20 protein-coding genes are annotated in these 23344 nt (G+C 54.0%); 9 read left to right on the top strand and 11 right to left on the bottom strand.

The window, feature by feature from the left end:
• Positions 1–19: 19 nt before the first annotated feature.
• Together IR195_RS02630 and IR195_RS02625 are read right to left on the bottom strand one after the other, a co-directional pair.
• The gene (locus tag IR195_RS02630; RefSeq protein WP_125745391.1) at positions 20–1423 is read right to left on the bottom strand and encodes an MFS transporter; all 1404 of its coding nucleotides are present in this window, start codon (positions 1421–1423) and stop codon (positions 20–22) included.
• 88 nt (positions 1424–1511) lie between these two features.
• A complete protein-coding gene (locus IR195_RS02625) occupies positions 1512–1898 on the bottom strand; it encodes a hypothetical protein (protein WP_125745389.1) in 387 nt (128 codons plus the stop codon).
• Positions 1899–2091: 193 nt separating this feature from the next.
• Between IR195_RS02625 and IR195_RS02620 the strand changes: the two genes are divergently transcribed.
• The 7 genes from IR195_RS02620 to IR195_RS02590 all read left to right on the top strand — a co-directional run bounded on the left by IR195_RS02620 (position 2092) and on the right by IR195_RS02590 (position 7559).
• Positions 2092–2499, top strand: a complete 408-nt coding sequence (locus IR195_RS02620; RefSeq protein WP_125745387.1) for a DUF2170 family protein — start codon at positions 2092–2094, stop codon at positions 2497–2499.
• A 111-nt stretch (positions 2500–2610) separates the two neighbouring features.
• On the top strand, positions 2611–3306 hold the full coding sequence (locus tag IR195_RS02615) for a PspA/IM30 family protein (protein WP_125745386.1): 696 nt from the start codon (positions 2611–2613) through the stop codon (positions 3304–3306).
• 46 nt (positions 3307–3352) lie between these two features.
• Positions 3353–4399 (top strand): ion channel, encoded by a 1047-nt coding sequence (locus IR195_RS02610; protein ID WP_206048684.1) that lies wholly within the window; start codon positions 3353–3355, stop codon positions 4397–4399.
• Between the two features lie 30 nt (positions 4400–4429).
• Entirely contained in the window at positions 4430–5173 is a 744-nt protein-coding gene (locus IR195_RS02605; protein WP_206048683.1) for a DUF2491 family protein, read from the top strand.
• Positions 5174–5268: 95 nt separating this feature from the next.
• On the top strand, positions 5269–5691 hold the full coding sequence (locus tag IR195_RS02600) for a DUF350 domain-containing protein (protein ID WP_009724104.1): 423 nt from the start codon (positions 5269–5271) through the stop codon (positions 5689–5691).
• Positions 5692–5703: 12 nt separating this feature from the next.
• Entirely contained in the window at positions 5704–6309 is a 606-nt protein-coding gene (locus tag IR195_RS02595; protein WP_206048682.1) for a DUF1190 domain-containing protein, read from the top strand.
• A 62-nt stretch (positions 6310–6371) separates the two neighbouring features.
• Positions 6372–7559, top strand: coding sequence for a glutathionylspermidine synthase family protein (locus IR195_RS02590; RefSeq protein ID WP_206048681.1), 1188 nt, complete (start codon positions 6372–6374; stop codon positions 7557–7559).
• A gap of 27 nt (positions 7560–7586) precedes the next feature.
• On the opposite strand, the gene lysS is transcribed toward IR195_RS02590, so the two are convergent.
• The 3 genes from lysS to IR195_RS02575 all read right to left on the bottom strand — a co-directional run bounded on the left by lysS (position 7587) and on the right by IR195_RS02575 (position 11825).
• Entirely contained in the window at positions 7587–9101 is a 1515-nt protein-coding gene (gene lysS / locus IR195_RS02585) for a lysine--tRNA ligase (protein ID WP_206048680.1), read from the bottom strand.
• A 35-nt stretch (positions 9102–9136) separates the two neighbouring features.
• A protein-coding gene (gene prfB / locus IR195_RS02580) for a peptide chain release factor 2 (RefSeq protein ID WP_125745374.1) occupies positions 9137–10235 on the bottom strand; the annotation gives its coding sequence in 2 pieces (ribosomal slippage) (positions 9137–10159 and positions 10161–10235; 1098 coding nt in all).
• A 234-nt stretch (positions 10236–10469) separates the two neighbouring features.
• Complete coding sequence (locus IR195_RS02575; RefSeq protein ID WP_146944117.1) at positions 10470–11825, bottom strand: OmpP1/FadL family transporter; 1356 nt, start codon at positions 11823–11825, stop codon at positions 10470–10472.
• A 275-nt stretch (positions 11826–12100) separates the two neighbouring features.
• Here IR195_RS02575 and IR195_RS02570 point away from each other — a divergent pair, with 275 nt between their 5' ends.
• Entirely contained in the window at positions 12101–12529 is a 429-nt protein-coding gene (locus tag IR195_RS02570) for a MerR family transcriptional regulator (protein WP_206049736.1), read from the top strand.
• Positions 12511–15042 carry a heavy metal translocating P-type ATPase gene (locus tag IR195_RS02565; RefSeq protein ID WP_206048679.1) on the top strand — a complete coding sequence of 844 codons (2532 nt, stop codon included), beginning with the start codon at positions 12511–12513 and terminating at the stop codon, positions 15040–15042. The genes IR195_RS02570 and IR195_RS02565 overlap by 19 nt, the downstream gene beginning before the upstream one ends.
• Before the next feature lie 81 nt (positions 15043–15123).
• On the opposite strand, the gene IR195_RS02560 is transcribed toward IR195_RS02565, so the two are convergent.
• The 6 genes from IR195_RS02560 to IR195_RS02535 all read right to left on the bottom strand — a co-directional run bounded on the left by IR195_RS02560 (position 15124) and on the right by IR195_RS02535 (position 23318).
• Positions 15124–16590 (bottom strand): cytochrome P450, encoded by a 1467-nt coding sequence (locus IR195_RS02560; RefSeq protein ID WP_206048678.1) that lies wholly within the window; start codon positions 16588–16590, stop codon positions 15124–15126.
• 169 nt (positions 16591–16759) lie between these two features.
• A complete protein-coding gene (locus IR195_RS02555) occupies positions 16760–17374 on the bottom strand; it encodes a YitT family protein (protein ID WP_146944112.1) in 615 nt (204 codons plus the stop codon).
• Between the two features lie 120 nt (positions 17375–17494).
• Entirely contained in the window at positions 17495–18730 is a 1236-nt protein-coding gene (locus IR195_RS02550; RefSeq protein WP_206048677.1) for a glycosyltransferase, read from the bottom strand.
• 73 nt (positions 18731–18803) lie between these two features.
• Positions 18804–20603, bottom strand: coding sequence for a single-stranded-DNA-specific exonuclease RecJ (locus IR195_RS02545; protein WP_206048676.1), 1800 nt, complete (start codon positions 20601–20603; stop codon positions 18804–18806).
• A 6-nt stretch (positions 20604–20609) separates the two neighbouring features.
• Entirely contained in the window at positions 20610–21998 is a 1389-nt protein-coding gene (gene thrC / locus IR195_RS02540) for a threonine synthase (protein ID WP_125745359.1), read from the bottom strand.
• Positions 21999–22001: 3 nt separating this feature from the next.
• Complete coding sequence (locus tag IR195_RS02535; protein ID WP_125753415.1) at positions 22002–23318, bottom strand: homoserine dehydrogenase; 1317 nt, start codon at positions 23316–23318, stop codon at positions 22002–22004.
• Positions 23319–23344 lie beyond the last annotated feature (26 nt).

Raw genomic sequence — 23344 nt, 5'->3', positions numbered from 1 at the left:
ACCGATTTATTGTACGCCCTTACTTACTAACAGACGATGCCCGCCGCTCAATGAGAGCACGCTGGGCTAATGCTACCCGGGAAAGGCTCGCCACCAACGCTAGCAGCGTGGTGCCAGCCCCCAGCCATAGGGTTACCTGTACAGGTGAACCCAACGCCAAGGCCGCCCCTACCAATGCCACCCCAAGTGATTGCCCAACGGTACGGGTAGTGCTCATCACGCCGGAGACATTAGCGCTTCGCTCTGGCGGAAGACTGCCCATCATTTCGCGGTTGTTAGGAGGCTGAAACAGACCAAAGCCGATGCCACACAAGGCGGTGCGCCACAGGCTGCCTGCCACGCCGGTAGATTCATCCACGAGGGCTAGCGCCACTAACCCCATAATCAGCAGTATCAAGCCTGCGCTTGAAAGAAGACTTGGATTAACCCGGTCAGCTAAACGACCAGCCAAGGGGCCAACCACCATAATTGCTAACGGCCAAGGGGTGAACAACCAAGCTGTCTCCAGCGGCGAGAAATCCATCTGCTCCTGATAAAAAAACGACAGCGCCACGAACGTAAGCCCCTGACCGATAAAGGCCAAGCCCGACGCTGAAACTGCCAACGTAAAGCGTTTTTCAGCAAATATATTCAGCGGTAACAGCGGATAAGGCGCATAGCGTTGGCGTTGAATAAACAGCCCACAAGCCAGCACCGCCAGCACCGCCCAACCACCGCTTTGCCATAATGGTGCGGCATGGCCAACTGCATCCATCGCAAGAAAGAAGCTGGCTAGCATCAACATAGACAACAGCGCACCCAGCACATCAAAGCTGCCCCGGCGTGGTTTATCTCGCGGCAACGCACGACTAGCCAACCATAGTGAACACATACCAAGCGGAACATTAAGTGCAAATAACCAAGGCCAGTCGGCAAACGAGAGGATGACGCCGCTCAACGTTGGGCCTGCTGCATAGCCACCGGCTACCACTAACGCGCTAAGCCCTAAAGCGCTACCCAATAGACGGGACGGAAAAATTGCCCGATACAGCGACGGACCGATAGACAGCGTGGCTGCGGCCCCCAACCCCTGCAGGGCGCGAAATATCAGGAGCGTTTCTAGATTACGCGACAGCGCCGCCCCTAATGCCGCGAAAACGAAGGTGGCCAAACCAAATAAATACAGCCGCCTACGGGTGATCAACTCACTGATGCCTGCGAACACCAATAAGAACGCCGCGCAGACCACTTGGAATAAATTGGTGATCCATACCGCTCTGGAGGCAGGCACATTAAGATCTGCGGCAATCGTCGGGAGGGCCAAATTAATCATGGTGGTATCGACCACCGCCATTAGCGTGCCGGTGACGAGTGCTAGTACGGCAAGCGCACGCGCGGGGCCCGGCAAACCATCGTCACCCGCCCGAGTTTCAAACAATCGCATGGTGGTTCGTTCCTAAACTGCACCATTAAAAACAATAAAACCGGCCTGGGCCGGTTCCACAATACACTTACATTAGGACGGCAATGCGCTAGTCTTGCTCATTATCGAGCAGAAGTGCGTCATCAACCTCTGAAATTTCAAGAGCAGTTTCGTCGTCAAGGTCAATCGCAAGGTAGCTATGCTCAATACGTAAAAAGTCTTGAAACAGTGACCAATCAAGCTTTTCTGGCCATTGGCGCTCATCCTCTTCCCAAGCACGCAGCTCGGTCTCTAGGATTTCTACATGGCGCTCACGGACAAACGTTTCCAGCGCTTCAGGGGTATCCATCTCAGGGATAAGGTACACCGTACTTTCACGTTCGACGTCGTCAAGGGTCAGGTCGTCATCTCCCATGGTGGGTTCGAGCGCATTGATCCAGTCCACGAAGGTCTGGGTCGGCCTGACGCTCAGGGCAGAGCGATTTAGCAGTTTCATGGGATTCTCCTCGCCGTCGAAACGTAGACCATTATGGGTGCTAACGGATTAGTTTGCCATCGGTGCAGACGCAATATCGATTGATTCGGTAAAATGCTGAAGAATTTTTAGCTAACAACACCGTTACTCATTGGCACGACTGTTACAGTCCTCTGTACAGTTGTATGCCGAATAGACCATTAGGATACGCTCAATGAACACACAGACACGACTTGAAGCGGTTAAATATAGCGTCGAACAGAATGAGCTAACCTGGCCTAGAGCTGACATCACTCTTGACCAAGACAACGATTCACTGGTGTTTACGCTCAAGGACTACGGCGACTTACCTGTTACCCTGACCCACTGCGAGCAAGAGTGGTTGGTGATGACCGAAGTAGCTCCCACCAGTGCGGTTGAGAATATCAATGCCTTTAACAATGCTTTGTTACGCTTAGGCATGACCTTACCGCTAGTGAGTGTTGGCATCCACACTTTGGGTGGCGAAGATTACTATGTGGTTTATGGTCAACTGTTTGCAGACTGCAAGCTTGAGGCCATCAGCGCTGAAGTCGAAGCTTGCGCTCAGGCGGCACTGGAAATTGCCGATTTAATCGGTTGATCCGAGTTAACGTGTTCCAGACACCAGCCAAGTATTGCCTGTTGTTAAGGATCACCCTGTTGTAAACCCTACGCGCAAGCGTCGGATTGGTTCGATTTAAGGAGTTACCCGATGTTACTACGCAAAATGTTTACCGCCCTACGCGGCAAAGCCACTGAAACCGGCGAAGCGATTGTCGATAGTCAGGGGATTCGTATCATGGAGCAGGAACTGCGTGACGCTAAAGCAGCAATGAACCAGGCCAATGAAGAACTTACGACCATCATGGCTAGGCGCAACCTTGCGGCCAAGGAAGTAGATACGCTGTCGGATAAAATGGCCGAGTATGAAAAAAGCGCCATGGCAGCCCTTGAAAAAGGCGAGCAGAGCTTAGCTGAAGAAGTCGCTGGGGAAATTGCCCGCCTGGAAGGTGAGCGTGAAGTCGCTCAGGCCAATGTCACCCAGTACGATGGCACTATCGACGCCCTGAAATCGAGCATCGCTAAATCGAAAGGTGAAATTCGCCGCGTTGAACAGCAGATGTCCCACGTCAAGGCCACTGAGGCCGCGCAAAAAGCACAGGCTGCTGTTGCGTCTCAACACGCTGGTCAAAACGCCAGCATGAATAGCGCCGTTGCCTCCCTTGAACGCATTAAAGAGCGCCAAGCCCTACAGGCTGAAAAGCTCAAGATCGGCGAATCCATGCAAGCGCAAGATTCCGGCGCTGATTTGGAAGCACGGCTTGCCCAAGCGGGTATCGGTAAACAGCAAACGTCCGGCAGCGATGTTCTGGCTCGTCTAAAAGCCAAGCAAAATGCTGGCAACTGATTACTAACGTTAATACTACCGCCTGAACGCAAGGAAAACCGACGCCATGCCAGTGCTACAACGGTTACTGAAAGTTCTTAAAGCCTCTACGATTAATGTCAGTTGGACATTCTTACTGTTGCTGGCGCTGGCACATATGGCAACCTCATGGATATTAATGGGCGTCTCCGGCGAAGAGGTTGCCAACTCACTGCCACTGTGGCTGTATTTTTACGTTGTTACGGCTTCCACTGTGGGCTATGGAGACTTCTCACCAAGCTCTACCGCGGGGCAGTTGATCGCTGTGTTCTACCTGATTCCGGGCGGTATTTCGCTATTTGCGGCCCTGATTGGCAAGGCAACCGTCACGGTCAGCAACTTTTGGAGGCAGCAAATGCAAGGAAAAGGCGACTACAGCGATCTAACTGATCACACGGTAGTGCTGGGCTGGCATGGAGAAACCACTGAAAAAATCATTGATATTCTCAAAGCCGATCGGCAACTCCCCGATGAAATCGTGCTGTGTGTCACTAAAGATATCAACAACCCTCGCCCTGGCGACCTAAAGTTCGTTAAGGGCGATAGCTTCGCTAATGTAGAGCTTCTCAAACGCGCCGGTGTTGAAAACGCCAGCCGTATTATTATCTATGATGGCAGTGATGAGCGTGTGGCAACCGTTGCGCTTTCCGCTTACAGCCTGAAATCCCCTAGCTGCCATATCGTTGCCCATTGCGAAAACCCCAATACCGCAGCGATGTTGCGCCGAACATTACCGGGCATCGAATGCACCGAGGCCATGGCATTAGAAATGCTAGTGCGCTCAGCCACCGATGCAGGCATTAGTCGCGTCGTGAACGAGCTGCTTGCCGTCAACCATGGCGCTACTCAATATCAAACTCAGCTGCAAGATATCCCTAAAGGCAGCACATTTGGCCAATTATTTGCTCTCGCCAAGGAAGCGCATAATGCCACCTTACTCGGCGTCACGTCCGTTAGCGCCGAAGCGACGATGCTCAACCCGCCCTCTACCCGCGAGCTGAGTGATGGCGATGTGCTGTATTACATGGCCTATGAACGCCTGACGTCGGCACATTTTTCATCGCTGCTGGCATGATACCCAACTGTTTCATGGAGATTCATCACCATGCTTGGTTCACTTAAATCGCTGTTTCGAGCCAACAGTAAAAGCGTGCAGCAAAAACATGCCAGCGACACCGCCCAACGCTCTAGCGGTCTCCCCGTCGGCATGACCCCAGACGACTTCAACGGTCTTCGGCTTGGCGGTATGGTGTCGCTCAATATGCTGTCGCTAAAAGCGTTCGACAGCCTCAATTTTGATGCCAGCTGGAGTGGCGCAGCACAGGAAATAGCCGCGATTGGCGTCGTCGAACTCGGCCAGGGTGAACAGCTCGCGCGCTTTTATCTGGAAAATGACACTTGGATTCAAGCCTCCATTGCTAATGGCAAAGTGTTCGAATACAAGCTGTTCGACTTTCTGTCGTCACAACATGTTTCTAACCTTGAATTTGATGGTCTGATCAATCAGCCGGATAGTCAGGCACCCGCTCACCCACTCGGCCAGAGCAACTTCACGCTGGAAGCAGGCGACGACACTCCAGACGACCTTAAACGCTTTCAACGCGTATGGGGCGCTAAAAACAGTGCATGGTCAGCCCCGGTAGTGCTTGAGGAAACAGTGACTCGCGCCAATGGCAGCGGAATTTCCCAAGTCACGCACCACTGCATGCTCTATGAGCGCCAAGATCAGGCCTCAGAGCGCTTTGAATATATTCTACTCAGTGCCGAAGCCGATGAACTGGAAGGCAGTTATCAATTAGTCACCAGCTTGGGCATCGATATCAGCGCAGTGATTATTGAAGCGCATTGATGACCACTTGTAAGGCTCGCTGGTCGTTACTCCCAGCCTATGCTCACCACGAACGATTCACCACTCACGCTTGACGACTAAAAAAGGAAACGATAATGGGCAATATCGGCATGTACTTGGCAGGCCTGCCAGCATTTTTCGCCTACTTAATCACCGCCGCCATTCTGCTGGTAGCGTTCATGGTCGCGTACAGTAAGATTACCCCGCATCATGAATGGAAGCTGATCCAGGAAGGCAACGCCGCTGCGGCAACCGCCTTTGGCGGCGCTACCCTAGGTTTTACCATACCGCTCTACAGTGCTATGGCGAACAGCGTGAGCTTCATTGATTTTATCGCCTGGGGCATCATCGCTTTTATCGTGCAGATCGTTACCTTCTTTGCCATCAAGCTGGTGTTGAAAAGCAAAGGCCAGAGCCTTTCCGGACATATTACCGATGGCCACGTGGCATACGGCATTTTCGCGGCAACTATCGCTATTGCGGTTGGCCTGCTCAACGCAGCGTCTATGATCTGGTAAGGGGAGACTTTCATGCAATCATCTAACCAGCCACCGCGCCGCAAGCGCAGCTCGCGGCTAACCCTGGCCTTGATGGGCGCGGCCGGTACAGCCGCGTTAGCCGGCTGTGGTCAGTCATCTCCGCCGCAGGACACGCTATCGGATATTAATTTCTCCGAGCCTAAGGCCTACCAGAACGTCGACGAGTGCGTAGCAGACGAGATTTACACGCGCACTGCCTGTGAAGCAGCGTTTACGGCAGCCGTTGAAGCGGTTCCGCGCTTTGACTCCTTAGAAGCTTGCGAGCAGGTACATGGCGAAGGTGCCTGTGAGCCCCCTCCCCAGTCAGCTCAACAGGGGCAAGGTGGCAGTTGGTTTGGTCCCGCACTGATGGGCTATATGGTTGGCAATATGATGGCCAACCGCAATGGCGCGCGGTTACAAAGCCTGTATCAGGAGCCGGTCTACCGTACCCGTCAGAATCGCGGCGACTGGAACGCTGCGTCGTCTTCGGCTTCTTCACGGGTGGATCAACGTAACAAGGCCTTCCGCTCATCGGTTATGCAGTCCAACCAACGGGCAACCCAACGTTCTGGGTTCGGTTCGCGCTCCAGCGCGCGGGGTGGGTTTGGCTCCTAAGCTAACTACCGTTTGGTTACTATCTTTCGACGCATTCACCTGCGCCAGCAAGGAGCCGTTTTATGTTGCGCGTTGCCATTACTGAACGCCCTCAATGGCGCGAACTGGCGCACCAGCTAGGGTTTCACTTCCATACTATTGAAGGGGAGCCCTACTGGACCGAGGATGCCTATTACCAGTTTACGCTGGCTCAGATCGAGCACGACATCGAGGACCCCACCGAGGCGCTGCACGAGATGTGTATGGATGCCGTTGATCGGGTCTGCCAGTCTGATGCCCTGCTTCACCAGTTAAATATTCCAGAACAAATGTGGGGCGTTATTCGTGCCTCCTGGCACGATGGCCAGCCACACCTCTATGGGCGTATGGATTTTGCCTATAGCGGTAATGGACCTGCCAAACTGCTAGAGCTTAACTACGATACCCCCACCAGCATTTACGAGGCGGGCTTCTTTCAGTGGCTGTGGCTTGAGCAGGTGATCGAACAGCGCCTACTGCCTGCCCACGCCGACCAATTCAATTCGATCCAGGAACGCATGATTGCTGCCCTCGCCCATATCGGGCAGCGCCTTGAGCGCGATCCACCAGCCTCTCCGGCACTGCACTTCGCCTCCATCAAAGCCCATGAAGAGGATCGCGCCACGGTTGCTTACCTGCAGGACTGTGCCTTACAAGCGGGGCTGAATGCGCCCTTTATCCATATCGAAGACATCGGCTATCAACCCAACACCGACCACGGCTGTTTTGTTGATCTGGAAAACCGGCCCATCCGCGCACTGTTTAAGCTCTATCCCTGGGAAGAGATGAGTGATGACCTTTTTGGTGAGCTGCTGCCCATGATGCAGACCCACTGGTTCGAGCCGCCGTGGAAAGCCATTCTCAGCAATAAGGGCATCCTGCCGTTGCTATGGCAATGGCATGAAGGTCACCCCAACCTGTTACCGGCGTATTTTGACACTAGTGATGGCACGTCGCTGACACCTGGCTGGGTGCGCAAACCGTTTTTCTCTCGGGAAGGTAGCAATATTGAGCTGATGACCACGAGTGGCCAGTACGAAGCCGTTGATGGCCCCTATACCGACAACCCGCGTATTTTGCAGGCCTACCACCCACTGCCGCGCTTTGGTGAGCGGCATGCCCTGATCGGCAGTTGGGTAGTCGGTGACAAGGCGTGCGGCATTGGTATTCGTGAAGACGTTGGCAAAATCACCAAGGACTCCAGCTGCTTCGTACCGCACGCCATTGTCTAAAGGCGTCTTTCAGATGTCGAGAAGCCGTTACTCGCTAGCTTCGGGGCGCATCGCTGGGAACAGCAGTACGTCCCGAATAGAGGGGCTATCGGTAAACAGCATCACTAAACGGTCAATACCAATACCCTCACCCGCCGTTGGCGGTAAGCCATACTCCAACGCGCGCACGTAGTCAGCGTCAAAATACATCGCCTCCAGGTCACCGGCATCTTTCTCGGCGGCTTGTTCACGGAAGCGTTCAGCTTGATCTTCGGCGTCATTAAGCTCCGAGAAACCGTTGGCAATTTCTCGGCCACCGACAAAGAACTCAAAACGGTCGGTAACGAAAGGATTAGCATCGTTACGACGCGCCAGCGGGCTAACTTCTGCGGGGTATTCAGTAATAAACGTCGGCTGGTCCAGCTTGTGCTCGGCCACCTCTTCGAAGATCTCGGTCTGAACTTTACCCAGTCCCCAGCTCTCCTTCACTTTAATGCCCAGCTTTTCTGCAACCGCTTGTGCGGCTTCCAGCGTATCCAAATCCGCATCGGTGATGCCATCGCCATGATCAAGAATCGCTTGGCGCAGTGTTAGGCGCTGAAACGGTTTCCCAAAGTCGTAGCTAGCGCCTTGGTACTCGATCATCGTAGTGCCCAGCACTTCTTGGGCCGCCGTGCGCAGCATGGCTTCGGTCATATCGAGCAGGTCACGATAATCCGCGTAGGCCCAATAGAATTCAACCATGGTGAACTCAGGGTTATGTCGTGTCGATAACCCTTCGTTACGGAAATTACGGTTGATTTCAAAAACCTTTTCGAAACCACCTACCACCAGACGCTTGAGATAGAGTTCTGGTGCAATGCGCAGGTACATATCAATGTCCAGCGCATTATGGTGAGTAACAAACGGCCGTGCTGCCGCACCGCCAGGAATCGGCTGTAGCATCGGCGTTTCAACTTCCATAAAACCGCGAGCTTCAAAGAAGCGACGCATGGAGCTGATTACCGCTGCGCGAGTTTCAAATACCTTACGCGACTGCGGGTTCATGATCAGATCTACGTAGCGCTGGCGATAGCGCGCCTCCTGATCGGTCAGGCCGTGAAACTTATCCGGCAGCGGACGCAGGCTCTTGGTCAACAGCTGCGCTTCTACCATCATCACGTAAAGGTCGCCCTTACCCGATTTATGCACGGGACCACGGGCGGCGACGATATCACCGATATCCCACCCTTTGATGTCCTCAAGCACGTCAGCAGGCAAGCCCTTTTTATCTACGTAGAGCTGGATTTGGCCAGCCACATCTTGAATCACGATAAACGGGCCACGCTTACGCATGACGCGACCAGCCACCGACGCTTGATGATCAAGCGTTTCAAGCTCCGCTTTATCCTTTTCGCCTAGCAGGTTGTGTAGCTCAACCGTGAGGCTGTCACGGCGAAAATCGTTCGGGAAAGCGCTTTTACCTTGCTCAGCGGCGCGCTCACGGCGAGCCGCGAGCTTGGCACGGCGCTCAGCGATTAGGTGGTTTTCGTTATCGAGAGAAGACGCGTCTTGGTTAGCCATCGGGCACCCTGTTCAATGTTCAAACGCTAAAAAAATTACAAACCCTGCTTTAGACTGGCGACGATAAACTGATCTAAATCGCCGTCGAGCACTTTGTCGCAGTTGCTAGACTGAACGCCGGTACGCAGGTCTTTAATGCGCTGATCGTCCAGTACATACGAGCGAATTTGGCTACCCCAGCCGATATCGGCTTTAGAGTCTTCCGCTTCCTGCTTGGCCGCATTGCGCTTTTGCATTTCGTGTTCCCACAACTTCGCCTTCAACTGCTTCATGGCGAAGTCACGGTTGGCGTGCTGGCTACGCTGATTCTGACATGCCACCACAATACCGCTCGGCTCGTGGGTAATCCTTACCGCTGAGTCGGTGGTGTTAACGTGCTGACCACCTGCACCACTGGAGCGGTAGGTGTCTACTCGTAGGTCAGAGGGGTTAATCTCAACCTCAAAGCTGTCGTCAATTTCCGGCGACAGAAATACCGATGCAAACGACGTATGACGGCGGCCGCCTGAATCAAACGGGCTTTTACGCACTAAACGGTGAACACCTGTTTCGGTGCGCAACCACCCGAAGGCATAGTCACCTTGAATGTGCAGCGACGCCGATTTAATGCCGGCTACTTCGCCGGCAGAAATTTCGATAATTTCTGCTTTGAAACCGTGGCTCTCTGCCCAGCGTAAGTACATACGCAGCAGAATATTCGCCCAGTCTTGAGCTTCGGTACCGCCCGACCCCGACTGGATATCCAGATAGGCGTTGTTCTCATCCATTTCACCGGAAAACATGCGACGAAACTCGAGCTTTTCCAGTGCCACTTGTAGACCATCGAGCTCTTTGCGCACCTCATCAACGGTGCCTTCATCCTCTTCCATCTCAGCAAGTTCAAGCAGGTCGCGGCTGTCAGCCAGGCCCTGATCAAGCTCATCGATGGTGGCGACAATCGCTTCAAGCGATGCGCGCTCTTTACCCAGCTTCTGGGCATAGTCTGGATCGTTCCAGACATTAGGGTCTTCAAGTTCGCGGGATACTTCTTCTAGCCGATCTTTGCGTTCGGCATAGTCAAAGATACCCCCTAAGAACGTCTGTCCGCTCAGACAGGTCCTTGATCTGGTTATGAATCGGGTTAGTTTCCAACATGGATCGCCTAGCCTTGGTCAGTATCGCACGGTTCAAAAGAGACAGGCGCCGCTGGGGCAGCTAAGCGCTTAGGCTTAAAAATGCCAACGCTAGCCGCCCCAGCGGCGAAATTCTGAGACGCATTGTAACGAAAGCCAACGCTTACCGCACCCACCCTGAAAAACGATCGCCATGCAAAAAAACCCGGCTTACGCCGGGCTTATAGGTAAAGCGAGTCAAACAGTCAGCTTATGATCAGAAGCGATAGGTAAGCTGAGCACCGAAGCCATGGGCTTCGTTTTTGTAGTCGGCCGAGTAGTTAGAGGTAATCGGCGGCGTTTGCTGCCCAGCCACGGTGAAGCTATCGGTTTTGCTTTGATCAACATGGGTGCTGCGCTCGGTCAGGTACGAGTAGGCAACGTCCAAAGTCAGGTCTGGCGTCGGGCTCCAGCCTGCACCAATCGAGAAAATACGGCGGTCGTCAGAGGGAATACGCACGCTGCGCGTGGCATCTTGGGTGGGTGTAAAGTCAAGCGCCACCCCAGCACGCAGTGCTAGCGTTGGCGTTAACTGATACTCACCACCGGTAGAGAACGCCCACGCATTAGAGTAGTTCTGCTGCTCGTTGGTAATCACACCACGCTCGGTGCCGGTAACCAGAATCTGGTCAAAGCGACTCCAGCGCGCCCAGGAAACACCGAACATCAACTTCAGCTTGTCGCTCATTTGCTGAGTCAGCGAGAAATTGACTGTTTCAGGCGTTGTTAAATCCAACGCTGCCGTATCTGTTACTGTGCCGATCCCTAGCTGATCCAACACAGGTGAGTTCGCCGCAAAGCTGCCTTCTAGATTGAAATCTACTTTTGAACGGTACGTTAAACCAAAGGTAGTTTCAGGGACAGGCTGATAGATGACACCCAAGTTATAACCCCAGGCCTCATCATCACCTTCGACACGTGAATCCACTTCAGAAAGACCCATTGGTGTTGCCACTGGCACCTGACGGCGCAGTTCACCCTCTACGCGGTTATAGGTAAGACCCGCACCAACAGACCACTGCTCGTTGAAGCGATAAGAAACCGTCGGCTGAGCCGTCATCACTTTCACTTCAGTGTAATTACCCTGGTTACGCCCCTGAAAGTCATTTTCGTATTCGGTTTTAGAACCAAATGGCGCATAGACGCCAAAACCGAATGCTAGTTGCTCGTTAACAGGGTGTGCATAAAAGGCGAAGGGAACTAATGTACCTGGCACCATATCGCCGTCGTTGGAGCCTGTCACGGGTAGCGTATCTGTTGCGCCGCCTGTCGCCTGCAAGAAAGCAGGGCTGCTCTGAGAGGCACGGACATTAGAAATGTCGCTATTCACGCTTAGGAACGTGCCACCTACTGTAATTTGGGCGCGATCAAGAAACGACATACCCGCCGGGTTACCGTACACAATAGTTGCATCATGCACATTTGAGCTACGCCCTGCATGGCCATACCCCTGCCCGCTGACGCTCTGCTCATTAATTTGATAACCGCCTGCTTGCGCCTGACCGACAAAAGCAACGGATGCGACTGATGCGACTGCGGCCGCCAAGGTGAGCTTTTTAAATTTATTATGCATAGTGGGCCTCTCTTCCCGATGATCCGATGGATACTTCCATCCACCTGCTTTGTTCTAACACCTCAGTTTTCGCCCAATGGCCGCTTGGGATCAAGGGCAAACGAGCGTTTTATTCCAGTTTTGACTTATACATTAGTCGAACGGTTGTTTTAAATCAGTGTTTTAGTCATTTCGACTGAAGGCATCAATATCGCTTGACCTGTGTGTTACCCATAGGTTTTACACTAAAAAAACATCCCAACTTCCATGCCGAGGACGTTATGCAGCCTGGAACGATGAAGGTCGGCGAACTTGCCAAACGCGGTAACGTGACCGCAGAAACGGTTCGTCATTACACCCGTGAGGGGTTGCTGGCACCAACACGCCACCCTGAGAACGGTTACCAGTTATTTTCAACTACTGACTTAGAGCGACTGCACTTTATTCAACGAGCACGCAAGCTCGGCTTTAGTGTAGCTGAGATTCGCGACATCCTGGCTCACGCCGATCAAGGAGACTCGCCATGTCCATTGGTGCGTGACCTACTTGCCCACCGACTGCCACAAATCCGCGCACGCATTGCCGAACTTGAAGCACTCGCCCAGCGCATGGAACAGGCTTTAGAGAGCTGGCAACACATGCCCAATGGCATACCAGACGGTCATAGCCTATGTCGTTTAATTGAGAGTTTTCCCGAGGAGGCATCATGCAGCCACAAACACTGAGTCGTACTGTGCCGGGTATGACCTGCCAGGGCTGCGTTAAGCGCATGCGCGAGGCGGTTCAAGCGATTGATCCTAACGCCTACGTAGAAGGCTTTCCCGCAGAAAAACGCTTGGAAGTTACCAGTACGTTAGCAAACGATGTGCTGGATAGCACATTGAGTGAGGCGGGCTATCCGCCGGGGGCCTCCAGCAGCGAGACTCACCCATCTGCGAAGAGTGATACGGCGCAAGCTGCCGATAAAGGCAATGACATGCAGACGGCTGAACATGAGGCATTGACCAGCGCGCCCCAGCAGCGACTATTGATTAGTGGCATGACCTGCGCAGGCTGTGTGAATAGCGTCGAAAAAGCGTTGGCCAACACTCCAGGCGTTACCAACGCCTCGGTGAACTTTGGCACCCATACCGCCCAAGTAACTGGCAACGTTGAGCGCGAGGCTCTGATTAACGCGGTGGTGGCGGCAGGCTACCACGCCGAGCCCATTGTCGACATGCGCGAGGCCGAACGCATTCGTGAGTCTCAAGAGGCCGCAACCTATCGCCAGCGCCTGCGCGGTAGCATGCTGTCCTTGGCGCTGGCTATTCCGCTCATGCTGAGCATGTTTGTTTACCACCCGCACCCTATGGGAATGGGGCGTCTTTATTGGCTGGTCATTGGCCTACTCACCCTGGCTATTCTGGCATTTCCAGGGCGGCACTTTTTTACCAACGCTTGGAAGCAGTTCAAGCTCCACCAGGCCAATATGGACACGCTCGTGGCCATGGGCACCGGTACCGCTTGGCTGTATTCAATGATGGTTGTGGTGTTTGCTCCTTGGCTGCCCGAGGTCGCTCAAGGCATCTACTTTGAAGCATCAGCCATGGTGGTGGGGCTTATCCTGCTCGGCAACGCCATGGAGCTGCGTGCCCGTGGGCGCACTAGCAGTGCATTAAAGCGCCTGCTAGACCTGCAGGAGAAAACTGCACGGGTGATCCGTAACGGCCAAGAGCAGGAGTTGCCTGTTGACGACGTAGTGATAGGCGATCATATCCGCGTACGCCCCGGCGAACGACTGCCCGTGGATGGCAGCGTACTCGATGGTCAAAGCTATATCGATGAATCCATGCTGACCGGTGAACCGCTGCCCGTTCATAAAAACGCGGATGACGACGTCAGCGCGGGGACTGTTAACGGCAATGGCAGCTTGGTCTATCGCGCCACTCGCGTGGGCAGCGACACTCGCCTGGGCCGTATCACCGAACAGGTCGCCAGCGCACAAAACTCCCGTCCGCCAATTGGTGAACTGGCCGATAAAGTATCGGGGATTTTTGTTCCCAGCGTGATGATCATCGCCATACTAACCGCACTGATCTGGTTTAACATCGGCCCCGCTCCCGTGATGATCCACATGCTGGTGGCCGCCACCACGGTACTAATTATCGCCTGCCCCTGCGCCTTAGGGCTGGCAACCCCCATTTCCACCATGATTGGGGTGGGTAAAGCCGCCGAGCACGGCGTGCTGGTAAGAAGCGGTGAAGCGCTACAGACCGCCAGCCAAATCACCACCTTGGTGGTGGACAAGACCGGCACGCTGACTGAGGGCAAGCCTCAAGTGACCGATGCGACTGTGCTACATAATGACTCTTCGCAAGTGCTCGCCTGGGTAGCCGCACTAGAAAGTCGTTCGGAACATCCGTTAGCCAATGCATTAACAGCTTATGCGCAAGCGCATAATGCCCCCGCTGAAACACTGGATACGTTTGATAGCGTCACCGGTGGCGGCGTGAAAGGTAGCACCCAAGCAGGCGACTCACTGCTGCTGGGCAATGCTCGCCTACTAGAAGAGGCTGGAGTGGACCTAACCCCTGCCGAAGAGAGCGTACGCCAGCTAGAGGCGAAAGCACGCTCATTGGTATACCTAGCAGCCAATGGCAAGCTAGCCGCCCTATTCGGCATCAGTGACCCGTTACGTGCTGACGCGGCCGCCGCAGTGAAACGCTTACAAGAAGATGGCTTAACCGTCGTCATGCTTACCGGAGATAATCAACACACTGCGGCCGCCGTGGCACGGGAAGTAGGCATTAGTGAGTTTAAAGCAGGCATGACGCCAGATGATAAACACGCGGAAATTAAGCGTCGCCAGCAGGCAGGAGAGGTCGTTGGCATGGTGGGAGACGGCATTAATGATGCCCCCGCACTGGCACGTGCCAACGTTGGCTTTGCCATCGGCCAGGGCACCGACATCGCGATGGAGAGCGCTGGAATTACCTTGATGCGCGGTTCGCTGCATGGTGTGGCTACGGCTATCGAATTAAGCCGGGCAACGCTCACCAACATCAAGCAGAACCTAGTCGGGGCCTTTGGCTATAACGTACTGTGCATCCCGATTGCTGCTGGCGTGCTTTACCCCTTCACCGGCATGCTGCTGTCACCCATCATTGCCGGTGCGGCCATGTCACTATCGTCAATCACCGTGGTGAGCAACGCCAACCGCTTAAGGCTTTGGAAACCCGCCCAACAGGAGGCCTTATGAGCCTATTGATCAACCTGGCAGGAATCGGTCTTATCGCCGCTATCGTATGGTGGTTTTGGCTGAGCGCCTAAGTAAGTCATTTCAGCGTGACTGTAGCATCATGGGCAGGCCGCCTTGTGGGCGTAATGTCAGTCGACACTCAATGCTCACCTGGTGGCCTGTCACTAGTTTAGGTGTGAAATGCTGTGCCAATGTTGCCAAGCAGAGAACGCCTTCATAAAGCCCAAAGCGTTTGCCGAGACAAACACGTGGCCCCACGCTAAAGGGCAGATAAGCAAATTTATCTGGACGTGGAGCTTCGGGAAGAAAGCGCTCTGGAACAAAGTGATCGGGCGCTTCCCACAATTTACGGTGCCGATGCAGCAACCAAGGGGATACGAGTAACACGGTTCCTTCGCGCACATCGCGATTGCGCACCTTATCCTCCCCACGCGCTTGTCGGCTCAGCATGGGTACCGGCGGATATAGCCGCATGGCTTCCTCAAATACCGCCATCGTGTAAGGCAGCTTAGCGACATCTTCATAGCAGGGTGTTCTACCACCGAGCACGTCATCAAGTTCATGCTGCAGGCGCGCCATCGCCTGAGGATCATAATCAAGCAGGTACCAGCACCACGCTAATGCATTAGCCGTCGTTTCATGGCCTGCCATAAACATAACAATCGCTTCATTACGCACCGCTTTTCGGCCCATCGGACAGCCACTATCTTCGCCATCTTTCATAGACGTCATAAAGCTCTCAATCAGGCTATGCTGCCCTTGTCCTGGCCTGTGCTCATGGCGATCAATAATACGGTCAATAATTTCATGCACTTGCTTTGCTGAATAGCGCGTACGCGATCGTCGCAGCGGATTACCTAGCAAGCTTAAAAATGGCAATCCCAGCATATTGGCCATGTCTAAATGCTCAGAATGACGCTGATATTCGGTAAAACCAGCCACCACTTGCTCTGCTTCTTCGTCGGTGGTGTCATCCCCAAAAATCGTTCGACCAATGATACGCGCTGTTAAATGAGCCATCTCAGTCAGCATATCAATAGGCGTATCAGAGGGATGCTGGCTCCACCGCTTAGCAGTCTCCTCCGCCGAGGCGGTCATAGTGGTACAGAAACCGGGTAACAGAGCGTTGGTTAGCGATGGCGCGCACTGGCGTCGGCGCTGGCGCCACAAATCGCCATCGCTGACAAACAACCCATCATCAAGCAACGGCTCCAGCGCACGGCGCATTTGCGGACTTTTACGATCATAGTTGTCGTGCTGCTCAAGAAAAACGCGACGAACCGTATCGGGGCTATTACACAAAACATAGTCTTGCTTCATCAGCACCATGCGCGAGGTACGAATTGAGTAATCTTCCTCCCGCCAGACCGAAAGCAAATTATGCTGCGCCAAACGCAGCCGATGCACGATGCCTTTACTGGATGAGACAGGCGTTACATTGACCGGAGGTGCCAAGCCCTTAGCCCGGTTCAATGCCTCTGCAAGCCCCTGTTGGCCATTAACACTGTTGGTTGTTACCGTTTCGCATAAAACACTATCGTGGTGCATTGTCCCCTGCCCTACTTTATATGTTTGGAAACCGACTCTTATTTGCGGGACATACTTTTTAACTAAATGTTACGACGTCGACCTTAACAGTAACAGCCGGCTTGGCGCATCGACGGTTACCTATCCTGCTTGATAAGCCATCTCTAGCGGTCTAAGTCATTAGTTCTATTTAACTAACACCAATATACCGCCCTGGTTTGTGATTCAAGGCAATAATCAAATTCAGCGTCAGCGCTCCCAACACGGAGTAACCCACGCGATCCAGCGGTAGCTGGGTCAGCGCCACCAGCAAAATTAGCCCATCGATACCCAACTGCACATAGCCTGCCCGTAGACCGTGCTTTTCTTGCAAATAGAGCGCCAGAATATTAATTCCTCCAAGGCTGGTGCGATGCCGGAACAACATCAGCAAGCCTATGCCCATTAAAGCGCCCCCCATCAACGCAGCGTACAGCGACGGGACATTGGCGAACTGCACCCAGCCTTGGGTGAGTTCAGAAAACAACGACACTAAGCCAATGGCCGCAAACGTACGCAGCGTAAAACTCCATCCCATGCGCTTAATCGCCAAATAGTAAAAGGGTAAATTGATGGCGAAAAACCAGAAGCCAAATCCCCACCCAGTCACGTAATTCAGCAGTAATGCCAGCCCAGCGGTGCTGCCAGTGATCAATACGGAGTGGGTATAAAATGCCACTCCTAAGGCAACAAACAGCGTGCCAAGCACCATGGCCATCATATCTTCATAGTATTTATGCGGATCTGTAGGCAGATCGTCCCGCATGAGGCTATCCTTTTGTAAAAGTATTCAAGCACTTATTCCAAGAGATTCTGCAACGTCAGTGGCCTAACAGAGAATCGCCGGGCAGGGAAAACGTCGTTCTGGCGCTCAATAGCTCTGATTTCATCTACGCCCCAGAGCTCGCTCTAGTATATCGGCAGCATTGGCTGCCCCGTTTGCTTTCTGCACGGCGCTTGAAAAGCGCTGGGCAGATTGACGAAATACGGGCTCATGCATGAGCCGCTCTAGCTGACGCACCAGTTTATTGGGATTAATTCTACGCGCTGACATCTGCAAGCCGAATTTTTGGCGCACGCCAATTTGGGCATTGAGACGCTGCTCATAGTGAGCGGGCAACGCCAACATTGGCACACCAGCCGCTAAAGACTGATACATACTGCCATTGCCACCGTGATATAGCATTGCTCGGGCATGCGCCAAGAGCTGCGAGCCAGGCGCATAGCGCGTAAAACGGAAATTACTCGGGGCAGCATCCATCACCTCTTCGCTTACCTGACCACCGGTGGTCACCATAAAACGGTAAGGCAGCGCTCCCAACGTGGGATACGTGCTGCGCAGGAAGTGCTCTAACAACCCGGTCGACCCCATGGTGATATAAATATTGGGCGTGCCATCTTGGAGTTCATCAAACCATTCAGGTAACGGGGCCGTTAGATCTGGGCAGATCGGCCCTACCATATGATAATCGCTAAACCGTTTAGGCAAGCTGTAGAGCCCTGGTAAATCAGGCGAAATCATTGGCATGCGATAGAGCATGTCAAAGGCATTTCGGTCTGGCCGCTGATACTTCTGATAAAGTCGCCGTCGGATACCAGACAGCAAATAGCGATCTAAGCCTTTAGCAGCATAGTAGGTCGGTGTTGGCGGCGTTAGCAGTCTCGCGGCATAGCCATTCATGATGCCAGCACACGGGACGCCAGCAATGTACGCAGCGGTACTGGCACTTACCGTGGCATCACCCACCACCAGATCAGGTTTGACCTGTTCGATAGCCTGCAGTTGGGACTCAATAATCTTGGTCAGAGGCGCCCAATAGCGTAGGTGCACCATATCCCAAAAGGAGGCTTTCCAGCCAAGACGTTGAAAGCGTGACCATATATCAGGAAGACTCGGCTCCCGAGCATAGAGCAGAGGAAACCCAGCTTCCTGAACAAGGTTCAAGCGAGAGCTGGGATGGTTAGGATCATCACCTGCGAAAATCACCTCGTGCCCGCGTTGGCGCAGCACCTTGGCTATCTCGATACAGCGTACTGTATGGGCAAGCACCCACCCCAGCGGGAAAAACAGGATACGTGACGGTCTGGCAGCCACATGGCTACCACTAAGCGAGTCTGACATACCAAGTTTCCTGTCTTATTCAACCATCAAACGATGTTGTCCACTGACTAAAATCCGCGAATAGCAACGAGGATTAGACGGGGCTGGCGTGCTCTACCATCAACTGCAATGACTCTCGTCCTCGCCAGCGGTTGCGATTGAGCTTATAGGCGCAGTGCAGCGTGTCGCCCACGCTAAAGGAGGGGAGCTCCCCTGGCGTTAACGCCCGGAACCAAATTGCTTTGCTGGTCACCGCGCCCATGGAAAGCTCCATCATCAGGTGAGCACCTTCAGCGCCGACTGGGCGCAGTGCTTCAACAATAAAGCGCCCTTCAAACAGTGGTGGGTCAAACTCACGCCCATAAGGACCAAGCGCTTCAACTTCGCTTAGCGTTAACAGCGATAGCTGCGACGTAGAGAGCTCGCCATCTGTCCATAGCCGCGGGTAAAGCGGTGTATCGCCCAACTGCTCACCAACCGCCTGCAAAAATGCCGCTTTAAAGGCCGCTAACTGCTCTCTTGGTACGCCGACACCCGCCGCCCCACTGTGGCCACCAAAGCGCGGTAGCGATTCAGGGGCTAGCTCAAAGGTACGCTGCAGCGCATCCCGTAGGTGCAGACCATCAATCGAGCGCCCAGAACCGGTCAACATATTGGGCGCCGCCGCGCGAGTTAGCACCAACGCCGGGCGGCCATAGGCCTGCACTAACCGCGAAGCGACAATACCTTGCACACCAGGGTGGCCATCTTCCAGCAGTACCACCACCGCCGACTCATTAGCCTCCAGCGACGAAACGGCAAGCGCACGCGCTTCTTCGGCCATGTCCGCTTCAATCGCCTTGCGGGATTGGTTGTCTTGATCAAGCACTTCTAGCTGACGATTAGCGACACCATCGCTTTCCGCAAGCATAAAGTGTAACGCCGCATAGGGGTCATCCAGCCGTGAGCGAGCGTTAATTCGTGGACCCATTTGGAACGCCAGCGTTTCAGCGTTAAATGGCACACTGTCTGCCCCAAGCCGCGCCGCCATGGCACGCCAACAGGCAGCGTCCATACGGTTGATCAGCGTTAATCCGTAGTTCACCACTGCGCGGTTAGCCGGACTACCACCCAGCGAAACACAGTCCGCTACGGTGCCCAGCGCGACGTAAGAAAGCCACGGTGAGAGTTTAGGTGTCGCATCAGGCAGTGCCCCCCACTCAATCAATACGCCGCGGGCGAGCGACATCAAAAGCCATGCCACCATGCACCCGGCGATCGTTTTATCGGGATAATCACAATCACTGCGTGTTGGATTAACACAGGCATAGGCAGAAAGCGGTGGGCCTTCCAGCGGCAGTGCGTGGTGGTCGCTGACCACCACATCAATACCAGCAGCTTTCAAGCGTGCGATTCGCGGCTCATCTGAGCTGCCACAGTCGGCAGTAATCACCAGCGAGGGCAGCGGTTTTAAACCAAGCGTGCGCTCCACCAGCGGCAGGCTAATGCCATAGCCATCGTGGATACGGTGGCCAATCAAGCTATGTAACTTGTGTTCGGGTACGCCAAACAGCTCCACTAAGGTGCGCCGAATCACCACGTGGGAGGTGATGCCGTCCACATCGTAATCGGTAAGAATACCGATGGATTCCCCTTCTGCCACTGCCTGGGCAATACGTTCAGCGGCACGGCGGCCATCGGCTAGCTTTTCTGGATGCGCCAAGTAGCGCAAGCTCGGCGCCACCAGTGGTGCGAGCTCGCCCTTATAGCCCGGTAGACGTGAGGCCAATAGCCGCGCCTGTAGCTCGCTTAAGCCTTCCGCTTGGGCACGCACATAGATAGCCTCGTCCAGTGGACGAGGCTCTAAGCGTGGCTGATTGGCGTTCTGCTGGGTGAGTGCTGGTTCGTCGGCCATGACGCCTCAGCGCCGATTGTCAGCGACAAACTGCTGCACGGCACTCAGCTCAGCGGGCAGCACCGTGTAACGCTCTTCGCGCTCAAGCAAATCATCCATATGAGTGGGCAACGGCACACCTTGGAAACCTGCCTTAACCACGGCTTCAGCAAATTTCGCCGGATGCGCGGTAGCAAGCGTAATCACCGGCGTCGTGGTATCCACGCGTGCGCGCTCTGCAGCGCGATAGCCAGTGGCCGTATGGGGGTCTAGGATCTCCCCAGTACGGTGATGAGCCTCACGAATGACTTCCAGAATGGTCGCATCATCAACGCTATGGCTGGCGAATTTTTCGCGCAGCTTGGCCAGCGGTGCATCAGCAAGCGCGGTAGGCGCTTGCTGGAAGCGTTCCAGTAGCGCTGCCACAGCGGCACCATCACGGTCGTACGCATCAAACAGCAAACGCTCAAAGTTTGACGAAACAACGATATCCATTGACGGAGCGAGGGTCGCAGCCAACTCTTTCTTGGAGAAATCATTGGCGGCAAGGGTGCGATGCAGAATGTCGTTAGCATTAGTGGCAATAATGAACTGTTTCACCGGCAGCCCCATCTTAAACGCCATGTAGCCTGCGAAGACGTTACCGAAGTTAGCCGACGGGACGCAGAAGCTCACTTCCCGCTGTGGCGCACCCAATGCAACGCCAGCAGCGATGTAGTAAACGATCTGCGCCATAATGCGCGCCCAGTTGATCGAGTTCACCGCTACCAAGCGCGTGCCGTTCAGGAAATCTTGATTAGCAAAGCTTGCCTTCACCATTGCCTGGGCATCATCAAAATTGCCTTCGATAGCAATATTGAAGACGTTGTTGGCGAGCACCGAGGTCATCTGACGGCGCTGCACTTCAGACACGCGGTTATGCGGGTGGAGAATAAAAATATCGAGGTTATCGCAGTGGCGACAGCCTTCAATGGCCGCGGAACCGGTATCCCCTGAGGTGGCACCCATAATAACGGCACGTTCACCACGCTTTTTCAGGAAATGATCCAACAGCCGCCCTAACAGCTGCAGCGCGACATCTTTAAACGCCAGCGTTGGGCCGTGGAACTGTTCTAGCAAAAAGTGATTGGCATCCAACTGCTTTAACGGCACAACGGCGTCATGATTGAACGTGGCGTAAGCTTCTGTCACCAAGCGACGGAAGGTATCGTCGTCAATTTCACCATTTACAAACGGCTTCATGACCCGAAACGCAATCTCAGCGTAGGAAAGGCCAGCCATGCTGGCCAGCTCTTGCTTAGAAAACTCGGGCAGCGTTTCCGGCACATAAAGTCCGCCGTCGCTGGCCATTCCGGTCAACACGACCTCTTCAAAGGAGAGCGCGGGCGCTTGGCCACGCGTACTGATATAACGCATGAGTTACTCCCCTTCGCTCAGACTTTCAACGCGAATACGGGTAACCGGTCCAGCAATATCCGCCATGGACTCGATTTCACGGATAGCATCGTTCATCTGTTTCTCTTGTGTGCGATGCGTCAGCAAAATGATCGGCACCAACTCACCTTCAGTGGCTTCTTTCTGGATCAGCGCTTCAATAGAGATGCCCTGCTCGGCCAGAATGGTGGCAACACGCGCCAGTACACCCGGCCTATCCACCGCCAACAGACGTAGATAATACGCGGTGGTAATATCTTCCATCGGCATAATCGGCAGTTGGCTGGCATCATCGTCAATGCCACTAAACGCGAGGTAAGGCACCCGGTAGTGGTGATCCGTGGCGATATCGCGGGCAACATCCAGCAGGTCGGCCACAACGGCAGACGCTGTCGGCTCAGCACCGGCGCCAGCGCCGTAGTAAAGTGTTGGGCCAACCGCATCGCCCATCACCGCAATCGCATTTTTAACGCCGTGCACATTGGCCAGCAGGCGCTCTTTAGGAATCAACGTCGGGTGAACCCGGAGCTCTAGCCCTTGATCGGTCCGTTTAGAGATGCCCAAGTGTTTAATCACGTAACCCAGGTTATCGGCCTGTTCGACGTCTTCTGCAGTAATGCGAGAAATACCTTCGGTGAAGGCTTTATCAAACTGTAGCGGCACGCCATAGGCAATAGACGCCAGGATGGTTAATTTATGGGCGGCATCAATACCTTCCACGTCGAAAGTGGGGTCAGACTCCGCATAACCTAGCGCTTGAGCTTCAGCCAACACGTCTTCAAAGGCGCGACCTTCATCACGCATATGGGTAAGAATGTAGTTGCCGGTGCCGTTTATAATGCCCGCCACCCACTCGATACGGTTAGCACCAAGACCTTCGCGGAGCGATTTGATAACCGGAATACCGCCCGCCACAGCCGCCTCAAAGGCAACAATGACGCCTTTCTTATGCGCGGCGCGGAAAATTTCATTACCGTGAACAGCAATCAAGGCCTTGTTGGCCGTCACAACGTGCTTGCCGTTTTCAATCGCCGTTAGCACCAGCTCGCGAGCGAGATCGTAGCCACCAATCAGCTCTACCAGCACATCCACGTTAGGGTTATTAGCCACCTCAAACACGTCAGAGGTCGCATTAATGCCGGTAATATCGCAGTCAGGGTGAATACTGCGGTGGGCAACCTGCTCAATCACAATCGGGCGGCCAGCACGACGGCTAATGTCATCAGCGTTACGTGTTAAGACGTTAAATGTACCGCCACCGACCGTACCTAACCCACAAATGCCTACTCTTACCGGTTTCAAAATACTTCCCCTTTCGTGATGGGCAC

It is taken from the genome of Vreelandella venusta, assembly GCF_015689495.1.
GTDB lineage: Bacteria > Pseudomonadota > Gammaproteobacteria > Pseudomonadales > Halomonadaceae > Vreelandella > Vreelandella venusta.
The sequence above is the reverse complement of the archived record's forward strand: the minus strand, read 5'-3'. Positions and strand labels throughout refer to the sequence as shown.

What these genes read in the sequence shown, in the direction of transcription:
- IR195_RS02555 (WP_146944112.1), bottom strand. Translation starts at nt 17,374, where the DNA reads ATGCGGGACGATCTGCCTACAGATCCGCATAAATACTATGAAGATATG.
- IR195_RS02560 (WP_206048678.1), bottom strand. Translation starts at nt 16,590, where the DNA reads ATGCACCACGATAGTGTTTTATGCGAAACGGTAACAACCAACAGTGTT.
- IR195_RS02605 (WP_206048683.1), top strand. Translation starts at nt 4,430, where the DNA reads ATGCTTGGTTCACTTAAATCGCTGTTTCGAGCCAACAGTAAAAGCGTG.
- IR195_RS02570 (WP_206049736.1), top strand. Translation starts at nt 12,101, where the DNA reads ATGAAGGTCGGCGAACTTGCCAAACGCGGTAACGTGACCGCAGAAACG.
- lysS (WP_206048680.1), bottom strand. Translation starts at nt 9,101, where the DNA reads ATGGCTAACCAAGACGCGTCTTCTCTCGATAACGAAAACCACCTAATC.
- IR195_RS02545 (WP_206048676.1), bottom strand. Translation starts at nt 20,603, where the DNA reads ATGGCCGACGAACCAGCACTCACCCAGCAGAACGCCAATCAGCCACGC.
- IR195_RS02610 (WP_206048684.1), top strand. Translation starts at nt 3,353, where the DNA reads ATGCCAGTGCTACAACGGTTACTGAAAGTTCTTAAAGCCTCTACGATT.
- IR195_RS02590 (WP_206048681.1), top strand. Translation starts at nt 6,372, where the DNA reads ATGTTGCGCGTTGCCATTACTGAACGCCCTCAATGGCGCGAACTGGCG.
- IR195_RS02630 (WP_125745391.1), bottom strand. Translation starts at nt 1,423, where the DNA reads ATGCGATTGTTTGAAACTCGGGCGGGTGACGATGGTTTGCCGGGCCCC.
- IR195_RS02575 (WP_146944117.1), bottom strand. Translation starts at nt 11,825, where the DNA reads ATGCATAATAAATTTAAAAAGCTCACCTTGGCGGCCGCAGTCGCATCA.
- IR195_RS02620 (WP_125745387.1), top strand. Translation starts at nt 2,092, where the DNA reads ATGAACACACAGACACGACTTGAAGCGGTTAAATATAGCGTCGAACAG.
- IR195_RS02565 (WP_206048679.1), top strand. Translation starts at nt 12,511, where the DNA reads ATGCAGCCACAAACACTGAGTCGTACTGTGCCGGGTATGACCTGCCAG.
- IR195_RS02615 (WP_125745386.1), top strand. Translation starts at nt 2,611, where the DNA reads ATGTTACTACGCAAAATGTTTACCGCCCTACGCGGCAAAGCCACTGAA.
- thrC (WP_125745359.1), bottom strand. Translation starts at nt 21,998, where the DNA reads ATGCGTTATATCAGTACGCGTGGCCAAGCGCCCGCGCTCTCCTTTGAA.
- IR195_RS02550 (WP_206048677.1), bottom strand. Translation starts at nt 18,730, where the DNA reads ATGTCAGACTCGCTTAGTGGTAGCCATGTGGCTGCCAGACCGTCACGT.
- IR195_RS02625 (WP_125745389.1), bottom strand. Translation starts at nt 1,898, where the DNA reads ATGAAACTGCTAAATCGCTCTGCCCTGAGCGTCAGGCCGACCCAGACC.
- IR195_RS02600 (WP_009724104.1), top strand. Translation starts at nt 5,269, where the DNA reads ATGGGCAATATCGGCATGTACTTGGCAGGCCTGCCAGCATTTTTCGCC.
- IR195_RS02595 (WP_206048682.1), top strand. Translation starts at nt 5,704, where the DNA reads ATGCAATCATCTAACCAGCCACCGCGCCGCAAGCGCAGCTCGCGGCTA.